6 protein-coding genes and 1 pseudogene are annotated in these 10,761 nt (G+C 66.6%); all 7 read right to left on the bottom strand.

The annotated features are described in order from the left end of the window. Window positions 1-345, bottom strand: a 345-nt coding sequence (locus VA603_RS11210; protein ID WP_323438883.1) for a PfkB family carbohydrate kinase, incomplete at its 3' end; no start/stop codon positions are given. Beyond that, on the bottom strand, window positions 342-1,031 hold the full coding sequence (locus tag VA603_RS11205) for a serine hydrolase domain-containing protein (RefSeq protein WP_323438882.1): 690 nt from the start codon (window positions 1,029-1,031) through the stop codon (window positions 342-344). The genes VA603_RS11210 and VA603_RS11205, both read right to left, overlap by 4 nt. A 497-nt stretch (window positions 1,032-1,528) precedes the next feature. Next, window positions 1,529-1,996 (bottom strand): annotated as a pseudogene (locus VA603_RS11200) (serine hydrolase domain-containing protein); the annotation flags it as partial. A gap of 20 nt (window positions 1,997-2,016) precedes the next feature. Then, complete coding sequence (locus tag VA603_RS11195; protein ID WP_323438881.1) at window positions 2,017-4,281, bottom strand: TonB-dependent receptor; 2,265 nt, start codon at window positions 4,279-4,281, stop codon at window positions 2,017-2,019. A gap of 315 nt (window positions 4,282-4,596) precedes the next feature. After that, the gene (locus tag VA603_RS11190; protein WP_313256259.1) at window positions 4,597-6,786 is read right to left on the bottom strand and encodes a TonB-dependent receptor; all 2,190 of its coding nucleotides are present in this window, start codon (window positions 6,784-6,786) and stop codon (window positions 4,597-4,599) included. A 405-nt stretch (window positions 6,787-7,191) separates the two neighbouring features. Then, window positions 7,192-8,064, bottom strand: a complete 873-nt coding sequence (locus VA603_RS11185; protein ID WP_132863914.1) for a LysR family transcriptional regulator — start codon at window positions 8,062-8,064, stop codon at window positions 7,192-7,194. Window positions 8,065-8,155: 91 nt separating this feature from the next. Beyond that, a complete protein-coding gene (locus tag VA603_RS11180) occupies window positions 8,156-10,576 on the bottom strand; it encodes a sodium:solute symporter family protein (protein ID WP_323438880.1) in 2,421 nt (806 codons plus the stop codon). Window positions 10,577-10,761 lie beyond the last annotated feature (185 nt).

Below are 10,761 nucleotides of genomic sequence, written 5' to 3'. Positions count from 1 at the left end.
GTTGGCGCCCGGTGCGACGGTGATGGCGTTCTCGGCATCGTCGGACAGGCAGATGAAGGCGGTGCCGGTCGGCAGCTGCGCATCGCGCACCGCGTGCAGCTGCACGCCGGCGTCGCGCAGCGAGGTTTCGATCGGCGTGGCGAAATCATCCTGGCCCAATGCGAGCAGCATCCGGGTGCGGGCGCCACCGGCGCGCGCGCAGGCCACGGCCTGGTTGGCACCCTTGCCGCCGGGGAAGGTGCGGAACTCGCGGCCCAGCACGGTTTCGCCAGGCGCAGGCACGTGCGCGGCGCGGACCACGAAGTCGAGGTTGGCCGAGCCGGCGACAAGTACGGTGGAACTCATGGAATGGCCTGGTAAACGAGGTTGTAGAAACGGGTGGAAGGTGAGGCGAGCGCCTTGTCACCGCTGGGCAGGTATTGCATCAGCAGGATGGCCACCAGCTTTTCCTTGCGGTCGATGGTGAAATAGGTGGACGCCGCGCCCGACCAGCCGAACTGGCCGACGCTGCCGAGCTTGCCGCGGTAAGCCGGGTTGGTGATGACATAGCCGCCCAGGCCGAAGCCCTCGCCCGCGCCATAGCTGCTGATGGCCGGCTCGAAGCCAGCGAGCTGGTCGCTCATCATCAGCTCGACGGTCTTGCGCGAGAGCAGCTGTTGTGTCCCGCTGCGGCCATCGTCGAGCAGCATGTGGGCAAACTTCAGGTAGTCGGCAGCGGTGGAATACAGGCCGCCGGCGCCGCTGTCATAGCCTTTCAGGCGCACGCCCGGATTGCGCGCGCTGAGCGTGTCGGCCACGCGCAGGCTGCCATCGTCGTTGCTGGTGGGCAGTTCGACCACGCGACCACGCTGCGCCAGCGGCACTTCAAAGCCGGTGTCGTGCATCGCCAGCGGGCTGAAGATGCGTTGTTGCAGGAACTGCGCGAACGGTTGCCCGCTGACCACCTCGACCACGCGCGCCAGCAGTTCGGTATTGCTTCCCTCGTAATGGAAGTGTGTGCCGGGCGCATCGGCCAACGGCAGCGTGGACAAGCGGCGTGCAACGTCCTGCAGCGAGGTCGCGCTGTCGACATCTCGTCGAGCAGCATGTGGGCAAACTTCAGGTAGTCGGCAGCGGTGGAATACAGGCCGCCGGCGCCGCTGTCATAGCCTTTCAGGCGCACGCCCGGATTGCGCGCGCTGAGCGTGTCGGCCACGCGCAGGCTGCCATCGTCGTTGCTGGTGGGCAGTTCGACCACGCGACCACGCTGCGCCAGCGGCACTTCAAAGCCGGTGTCGTGCATCGCCAGCGGGCTGAAGATGCGTTGTTGCAGGAACTGCGCGAACGGTTGCCCGCTGACCACCTCGACCACGCGCGCCAGCAGTTCGGTATTGCTTCCCTCGTAATGGAAGTGTGTGCCGGGCGCATCGGCCAACGGCAGCGTGGACAAGCGGCGTGCAACGTCCTGCAGCGAGGTCGCGCTGTCGACATCGGCCGCGGTCAACAGCTTGGTCGCCACCCGGTGCGTATCCGACGCCGCCGCGAAGCCGCTGGTATGGGTGAGCAGATGGCGCAGGGTAATCGCGCGCGGTGCATCTTCGGTCTGCGGATGTTGCAGGTCGCCACCGGTCACCACGGTGCGGTCGGCGAACTCGGGAAGGTAGCGCGCCAGCGGATCGTCCAACGACAGCTTGCCTTCTTCCAGCAGCATCAGCACGGCGACCGAGGTCACCGGCTTGGTCATCGAATAGATGCGGAAGATGCTGTCGGACTGCAGTGGCCGATGGCCAGCGCTGTCGGCGTGGCCGTAGTGCTGCTGGAACACGATGCGGCCATCGTGCTCGACCAGCGCCACCGCGCCCGGGAACTGGCCCGGTGCGGTGCTGGCCTGCAGGAAACCATCCAGCCGCTGCCAGCGGTCTCCAGCGTGCAGCAGCGGCGCGGACAGGCACAACAGGAGTGCGGTGCCACGGCGCAGCCAGCGACGGCTGCGCGGTGTTGCGATGGTTTGATGCATGGCGTGCACTCCTGAGCTCATCAGCGGAACGTGTACGAATAGCTCAACGAGACCACCCGGCCGCGACCGGCCCAGTAGTTCTGCCAGCCATCGCCCTGCGAGCCGCTGAGGATGTAGTACTTGTTGAACAGGTTGTCCACGCCCAGCGAAAACGTCCCGAAGCGGCCACTATCGTAGTTCACGCCCAGATCCCACAGCGTGTAGCCGTTGATCTTCTCGTCGTAGTCGAAGGTTTCCCCGTCGTACTCGCGCACCGCCGAGCTGGTCAGGTGGCGGTCGCGCAGCATGCTCGCCCCCAGCGTGGCGTCCAGGTTGGGCAACGCCTTCCATACCAGCGCGACGTTGATCTTGTCCGGGGTGGCGTCGAAGATACCCAGCGGCTTCTTCAACGGGCCGGCGTCGTAGCGGCCCTGCGGGTCCGGGCCCCAGAACGAGGTCCAGCCACGCAGGTGCGTGTACAGGCCGGTGATCTTGAACGTGTCGGTGAAGCGGAACTCACCGGTGAACTCGATGCCTTTGATGTCGGTGGGCGCGCGGGTCATGATGAAGTCGCTGGTCAGCGGGTCCACTTCCAGCGACGCGCCGAAGTCGGAGGTGGAGTGGTACCAGCTGCCACTGAGCGCGCCACGCGAACCGCGCCAGTTGAAGCCGATGTCGATGTTGTCGACGATGATCGCCTGCAGGTCGAGGATCCCCTTCACCGACTGCCCGGTGTAGTTCACGTTGCGCAGCGGGATGCCGATGTCCGGCAGGGTGAAGCCCTTGCTGTAGGCGCTGAACAGCGAGAACTGGTCGGTCACGCGCCAGATCGCGCCGAGGTTGGGCAGGTTGGCGGTGTAGTCCAGGGTGCCGCCTTCGACGAACACGCTGTTGCGGTAGGCCACGGTGGTGTAGCTGTCCACGTCCAGCTCGCCGTTCTCGCGGCGCAGGCCGCCGCTGACCGTCACCGGGCCGATGTCCCAGCTCAGCTGCGCGTAGGGGGCCACGCTCCTGTAGTCCATCGGCGGCACCCACACGCGGTCGGTCATCACCAGCCGCTGCTGCGCCACGTCCTGCACGAAGTCCACGCCGGTGTGCAGCTCCAGGCCATCCACGCCGAACAGCGTCGGGCGCGTCCACGAGGTGCGCAGGCCCTTCTTCTCCGATTGGATCTCGGACTGGTCGAAGATGCGGTCGGCGTCGTCGGCCGGCGCCGGCTTGACCAGCTGGCGGTCGGCGCCGTTCTCCGGCAGGAAGCGCATGCCCTGGTCGGCCTGGTAGCCGACCAGGTCCAGCGTGCCGCCGAAGAAGTCGTTGTGGGTGTACTGCAGGCTGTACTGGATGAACTTGTTGAGCGCATCGCGCTGGCCGTCGATGTGGCCCTTCACCGAGGTGTTCGGGTACGGCGTGTCGCACGGCGGCCAGTCATGCGGGCCCTTGCAGCCGACCACCTGGATGTAGTCGCCGTTGCCGCCGATGTTGAAGTTGCTGTAGGTGGCCTGCAGGCGCTGCTCGCCGTCCTGGCCGAAGTTGAAGCCGCCCTTCATGTACAGGTTGCGTGACTGCGAGTCGGCCAGCGAGCCGCTGGAATTCATGCCGATGCTGCGGCCCTTCGCGTCGTAGGCCATGCCGCGCTCCAGTTGCGAGACGCTGGCCAGGAAGTCGTAGTTGTCCTTCTTGATCGCGTGGCTCAGGCCCAGCTTCCAGCCCACGCTGTCATCGTGGAACTGGGTCTGGTAGCGCGCGCTGATCGTGGTTTCGCTGCCGTCGTGCTCGGGCACCTTGGAGATGTAGTTGATCACCCCGCCGGTGGCACCGATGCCCTCGGCCGCCGAGGGGCCATTGATGACCTCGATGCGGCCGATCACGCCCATGTCGGTGAAGGTGCCGTTGCGGGTGCCTTCGCGCAGCGGCGAGCCCTGCGGGATGCTGTCGAACAGGCGCAGCGGGATGCGCCCACGCAGCGACTCACCGGAGTTGGTCATCGCCTGCGAGGATTCGGCGTAGCCGGGGATGGTGCGCGCCAGCACCGCGGTGTTGTCCTCGGTGATCACCAGTGACTGCCGGATCTCTTCCGGGGTGATGATCGAGATCGCGCCGGGGATCTTGTCCACGGCCTTGGGCGCGCGCACGCCGGTGACGATCACCCGGTCCAGGTCGGTGGCCTGGGCAGGCTTCCTGCCGCTGCTGCTAGCGGCGCGTTCGTCCTCGCGCGCCTGCGCCGCGTCCACCTGTTGTGCGCGCACACTGTCGCTGACCGCCGCGGCCAGCAGGAAAACCCCCAACGTCACAGGCAAGTTCTTCATGTTCGTTCTTATCTCGATGGATGTATGAGAAGACGCGCTTGAACTGCTTTGCCGCATGCGTGCGGCGACTGCTGCAGGTAATGACCGCTGGCCACGTCCCTCCCGACGCGCCGTGCCCCCGTGGATGCAGCCTAGGCGTGCGCAGGGGCAGGGAAGAAGGACGGGCGGCTAGCTTCAGACGTGAGCTTTTGTTGGTTGAAGAAAGGCGATGTTTTTTCTTGCGATGCAACAAGAAACATCCGCTTGTGACGTATCTGGCGGGCAAAGAAAACGGCGCCACGGTTGCCCGTGGCGCCGTTGTCCATCAGCCCGTTATCAGAACTTGATGGTGTGCGACAGCGACACCATCCGGCCGCGGCCGGAGAAGTAGTTCTGCCAGCCCGGCAGCTGCGACCAGGTCAACACGTACTGCTTGTCGAACAGGTTCTCGATGCCCAGCGACAGCTGGCCGAAGCGGCCGGTGTCGTAGTTCACGCTCAGGTCCCACAGCGCGTAGCCATAGGTATTCTCTTCGTTGGCATAGACCGCACCATTGGTCGGGTTGGTGAAGGTCTCGCGCAGGTCACGGTCGAAGGTCTTGCTCACGCCCAGGGTGGCGTTGAGGTTGTCGTTCGGCGTCCAGGTCAGCGAGGCATTCACCTTGTCCGGCGAGATGTCCAGGATGCCCATTTCCTTCTTCAGGCCCGAACCCGGGTAGTACTGGGTCTGGCCACGGATGCGCGAGTACAGGAAGGTGGCCTTCCAGTGCTCGTTGAAGGTCCAGGCGCTGTTGAGTTCGAAGCCTTCGATCTCGACCGGTGCGCGGGTCAGGATGAAGTCTTCGGTGACCGGGTCGATGGTCAGGGTCGAGCCGAAGTCCGAGGTCGAGCGGTACACCGACGCGCCCACCTGGCCCTTGGCGCCGCGCCAGTTGACGCCGATTTCCTTGTTCTTGGTGATCAGCGGCTGCAGGTCGGCGATGCAGGACACGGCCTTGCACGGGCTGTTGGCCTGGATGTTGCGCAGCGGGATGCCGACGTTGGCGATGCCGAAGCCTTCGGAGTACGAACCAAACACCGACCACGCATCGGTGATGCGCCAGATCGCGCCGAAGTTCGGCATGTTGGCCTTGTAGTCCATCTTGCCGCCCTGCACCGGGGTGTGGTCGCGGAAGGCAACGGTGGTGTAGCTGTCGATCTCCAGCTCACCGTCCTCGCGGCGGATGCCGGCATCCAGCGTGACCGGGCCGATGTCCCAGCTCAGCTGTGCGTACGGCGCCAGGCTGGTGTACTTCATCGGTGGCACCCACAGGCGGTTGGTCAGGGCCAGGCGCTGTTCGGCGGTGTCTTCCACCATGTCCAGGCCGGCGCGCAGGCGCAGGCCTTCGACCTTGAACAGGTCGCCGTAGGCATAGCCGAAGCGCAGGCCCTTCTTCTTGCTGTTGATCTCCGACTGGTCCCAGATGCGCTGGTCTTCCGGCGGTGCCGGCTTGGTCAGCTGGCGATCGGCACCGTTCTCCGGCACGTAGCGCATGGCCTGCTCGGCCCAGTACGCATCGATGCTCAGGTCGCCGCCGAAGAAGTCGGCGTTGGTGTACTTCACCGCGAACTGCTCGAAGTCGTTGAACTCGGCCAGCGAGCCGGCGATGGAGCCCTTCTCGGCGGTGTTGGTGGTCGGGTTCGGGCAGCTCACCGGGTCGAAGCGGCAGCCCTCCACCGGGATGTAGTTGTGCTTGCCGCCGATGTGGAAGTTGCTGTAGCTGGCCTGGATGCGCTGCATCTGGCCTTCGCCGAAGTTGTAGCCGCCCTTCACGAACAGGTTCTTGCTGTACGAGTCCGACAGCGAGCCGGAGGTGTTCAGGCCGACGCGGCGGCCGTCGCCGTCATAGGCGATGCCACGGTCGATGTAGGCACCGCTGATCAGGAAGTCGGCCGCATCATCCTTGTAGGTGTGCATCACGCCGATCTTGGTCTGGTCGCTGTCGCCCTTGAACTGGGTGCCGTAGCGGGTGGAGATGGTGGTCTGGTGGCCATCCACTTCCGGGTTCTTGGACAGGTAGTTGATCACGCCACCGGCACCGCCGATGCCCTCGGCGGCGGACGGGCCGTTGATGACCTCGATGCGGCCGATTACGCCCATGTCGGTGAAGGTGCCGTTGCGGTTGCCTTCGCGCAGCGGCGAACCCTGCGGCACGCCGTCGAACAGGCGCAGCGCGATGCGGCCGCGCAGGGTCTCACCGGAGTTGCTCATCGCCTGCGAGGATTCGGAGTAGCCCGGCACCATGCGTGCGAGCACGGCGGTGGCGTCTTCGGTCAGGTTCAAGGTGCGCTGCACCTGCTCCGGGGTCACCAGGGTGACCGCGCCGGGGACCTTCTCGATCGCGACCGGGGTACGGGTACCGGTGACGATGACCTGGTCCAGGCTGACCGCATCGTCATGGGCTTTGCTTGCATCCTGCGCCATCGCCGGCGCAATGGCGCTGGCAAGCAGAACAGTGCTGATGGCAGCAGTAAGTGGCTTGATCATTGCTTCCTCTCCCCCTGATGTGGAAACGGTGTACAGACAGCTGGGGGGCGGCCTGCACCGGTAATCGAGACGGGGACTTGTGCCCCTTTCATGCTGCCGTTTGATGCACCGGTGCCCGCGCGGGAACGTCAGGCGCACCTTCGACGATGGGCAGAGACTAGGGGCGGCTTTCTGGCGAAGGAAGCGCGACTGGGTATGTTCATTGCCTAGTGTTTGTTGCGATTGGACGGTGCTGGAACCACCCTGAGACAGGGGCGCGGCGCCATGCTCGGCCGGGGCGTTCCCGGCAAGGCCACCTGCCGGGCATGGCCCGGCACTGCGCCAACCCCGCACCGCATCGCGGTGGGGCGCAGCCATGTTCGGCGGGGGCTTTCCGGGGGATGCCCATGCCGGGCATCCCTGGCACTACCGGATCAACGCGGCGCGGGCTTCTTCCAGCAGGGCGTTGACCTGGCGCAGGCGCACCGAGGCGCGTGACCAGACCAGCCCGATCCGGCGCGGTTCGCTGGGCTGTGGCAGCGGCAGGCTGACCACCGAAATGCCTTCGGGCCAGGGCTTGGCCCAGTCCGGCACCAGCGAGACGCCCAGGCCGCGGTCCACCATCACGGCGATCGCGTTGAGCGCATTCAGCTCGAACCGCTCACGCGGCACGATGCCCACCTTGCGCAGGTACTCGTCGGCCTGGCGGCCACCCCATTCGTGCCGGTCGTAACGGATCAGCGGCTCCTCGCGCAGCAGCTGGTGCGGGTCGCAGCCGGCCAGCCGCGCCGGGGCCAGCACCACCAGCGGCTCCTCGCGCAGCAGCTGCCAGTCGCAGGTCTTGGGCAGCGGGAACGGGGCCTGCAGCACCATCGCCGCGTCCAGGTCGCCCGATTCCACCGCACCGTACAGGTCGGCCGAATAGCCCGGTTTGATGAAGACGTTGATCTCCGGGAACTTGGCCACCATCCGCGCCAGCATGTCCGGCACCAGCCCGCCCAGCGCGGTCGGGCAGGCGCCCAGGCGCAGCTCGCCGGCCATACCGCTTTCATTGGCCACGCTGCGCAGGTCAGCCACGTCACGCAGCAGGTCGCGCGCCCGCTGCAGGATGCGCGCGCCTTCCTCGGTGACGCTGACGGTGCGCCCGGCGCGGGCGATCAGCGGCGCCCCGAGCTCACGCTCCAGGGTGCGGATCTGTTGGGCCACCGCCGCCGGGGTGATGTGCAGCAGGCGCGCGGCCGCGGCCATCGAGCCACGGTCCACGACGGTGACGAAGGTATTGAGGAACTGGGTTTCCACGGTATGACCTCTCAGCTGGCCGCAACGCTACACCAGCCGGCCGGCGCTGGCGATGCGACCAACGTCATGGTCCTGGCGTCGTGGCCGGCCTTCACACCGCATCCTGCTTGTAGATCGTCAGGCCCTTGAGCGAGCGGGTCGGGGCGGGGAAGCACAGGCTGGCCAGGTAGCCGATCACGATGCACAGCATGATCGAGATGGCCAGGTAGAAGTACGGGTGCACCAGCTTGAACCACCAGGCCACGAAGGTCAGCACGATCGAGGCGGCCACGCCGATCGCCACGCCCTGCGAGTTCGCGCGGCGGGTGAACATGCCCAGCGTGTACGCCCCGGCGAAGCCACCGCCGAGCAGGCCGGCCAGTTCGATGGACACGTCGAACAGCGAGTGGATGTCGTAGCGCGACATGATCAGCGCCAGGCCGATCGCCACCAGGCCCACCATGACGGTGGAGATCTCGGCGAACAGCACGCTCTTGCGCGGGTTCGGGTTCTTGGCCAGGCGCTCGTAGAAGTCCACCGAGATCAACGTGGCCACGCTGTTCATGATGCTCGACAGCGTCGCCATCGCCGCGGCGAACACGCCGGCGATGATCAGCCCGGTGACGCCCGGCGGCAGTTCGGCGGCGATGAACAGCGGGAAAGTGGCATCGATCGGCAGCAGCGGGTCCAGGCGCTGCGGGTTGTTCTTGTAGAACACCCACAACGCGGTGCCGATGCCGTAGAAGATGAAGCCGCCCGGGATCATGATCGCGGCGAACGCCCAGATCGAGCGGCCCGCCTCCTTGTCCGACTTGGTGGCCAGGGTGCGCTGCATCAGCACCTGGTCCTTCGGGAAGGTCAGCACCACGTCGAACACCACCAGGAAGATGAAGCCCCACACGGTGGCCTTGGTCAGGTCGAAGCTGAAGTCGAACAGCTTGGTCTTGTCTTCCATCGCCGCGGTGGCGACGAATTCGCCGAAGCCGCCCTTCAGCGTCCACACGATGAAGCCGATGGCGAAGATCGCGCCGCCCATCTTGACGATGACCTGCACGAAGTCGGTCCAGATCACCGCCTTCATGCCACCCATCGCGGTGTAGATGATGGTGAACACGCCCATCATCATGATGCTCCACACCACGCTGATGCCGGTGATGGTGGCAATCGCCAGGGCCGGCAGGAACAGCACCACGCTCATGCGCGCGCCGATCTGCATGACGATGCACAGCGCGCTGGCGAGCATGCGGATGGCCGGGTGGAAGCGGGTTTCCAGGTAGGAGAACACGCTCATCAGGTCCAGCCGGCGCAGCAGCGGCACGATCCACACCGCCACGAACATCAGGCCCAGCACCGCGATCAGGTTGTTGGTCAGGTACTGCCAGTTGGTCTCGAACGCCTTGGCCGGGATGGCGATGAAGCTGATCGAGCTGGTGTTGGTGGCATACAGGCTCACGCCGGCCGCCCAGAACGGGATGCTGCGGCCACCGACGAAGAAGTCGGCGGTATTGCCGCGCTTCTCGCGGAAGTAGAACCAGGCGCCCATGCCCAGCATCGCGGCCAGGTAGACGATGATCACCGTCCAGTCCATCCAGCCCAGCAGGTGCTTGCCGGTCTGCATCTCGAAGGTGTGGAGGCTGCCGTCGGCGCTGGCCCAGGCCAGGCCGTTGCCCCAGCTGGCGGTGGCGGTCGGTGCGTCGGCGCCGCTGCCGGCCACGGTCGCCCAGGCGCTGGTGATGGTGTGGAAGGTGCGCGCGTTGACCGCGCCCTGGCGGTCACGCACCTGCATCAGCAGGTGGGCCTGGCCGAGCGCGCGCAGCGAGCCGGGGACCAGCGTGCCGTCCATGCCCGGCAGCGACACCCAGCCCTTGTCGGTGGTCCAGCGCCACAGCTGCTGTGCGTTGCCGGCAACCGGTGCATCGACCACGTACAACGCGCCCTTCTGGGCCTGCATCGCCGCGGCGGCGGCATCGCCCGGCCACATCGGGGCAGGCACCCAGGTGCCGTTGCCGGCGGGCCGGCGCAGCAGCTGGCGCTTGCCGGCACCATCGACGCCGGCCACGTACAGGTCACCGTCCAGGGTGGTGGCCACCGCCTGTGCCAGCGGCGAGGGCAGGGGCAGCGATTGCCCGGCCACCAGCGCATCACCCTTGCGGGTGACCTGATCCAGGCGGTTGGCCTGGCCGGCACCCTCGCCGACCAGCAGCCAGCTGGCATCGCCGTAACGGACCAGGCCGTGGAGCGCATGGGCGGGGGTCTTGCCCAACTGCAGCGGCTTCCAGGCCTGCTCGCCCTTGCCCAGGTACCAGGCGCGCTCGCCCTCCACGGCCAGCAGCTGGTCCTGCAGGGCCAGCATCTGCTGCGGCGCACGGCCATCGGGCAGCGTCGGCAACAGGCCGGTGGCCACGGCATTGAGGCTTTCCCCGGCCGAGGCGATGCCACCGGTCACCAGCAGGGTGAGCGCCAGCAGCAGGCGCAGGCCGAGGGAGAGGGGGCGCTTCAGGAAGGCCGGTGCATTGGCCGCGTGCTTGGACATGGGATGGACCCCGGAAAGTAAAGCGGAGGCGCCGGCGCAGGCCGTCACCTTGAGGAAGGATCAGGCGTGGCCGGCCCCGGCGACGATGGCTTCGGCACGGCGCAGGAACGGCAGGTCAACCATGCGCCCCTCGAACAGGAACGCGCCGCGGCCCTGCGCATCGGCCTGCTTGGCGGCGGCGAGGA

Origin of the sequence: Stenotrophomonas capsici (genome assembly GCF_034961085.1) — a bacterium.
Taxonomy (GTDB): Bacteria; Pseudomonadota; Gammaproteobacteria; order Xanthomonadales; family Xanthomonadaceae; genus Stenotrophomonas; species Stenotrophomonas capsici.
Note: the sequence above shows the minus strand (reverse complement) of the source record. Positions and strands in the feature narration are given on the sequence as shown.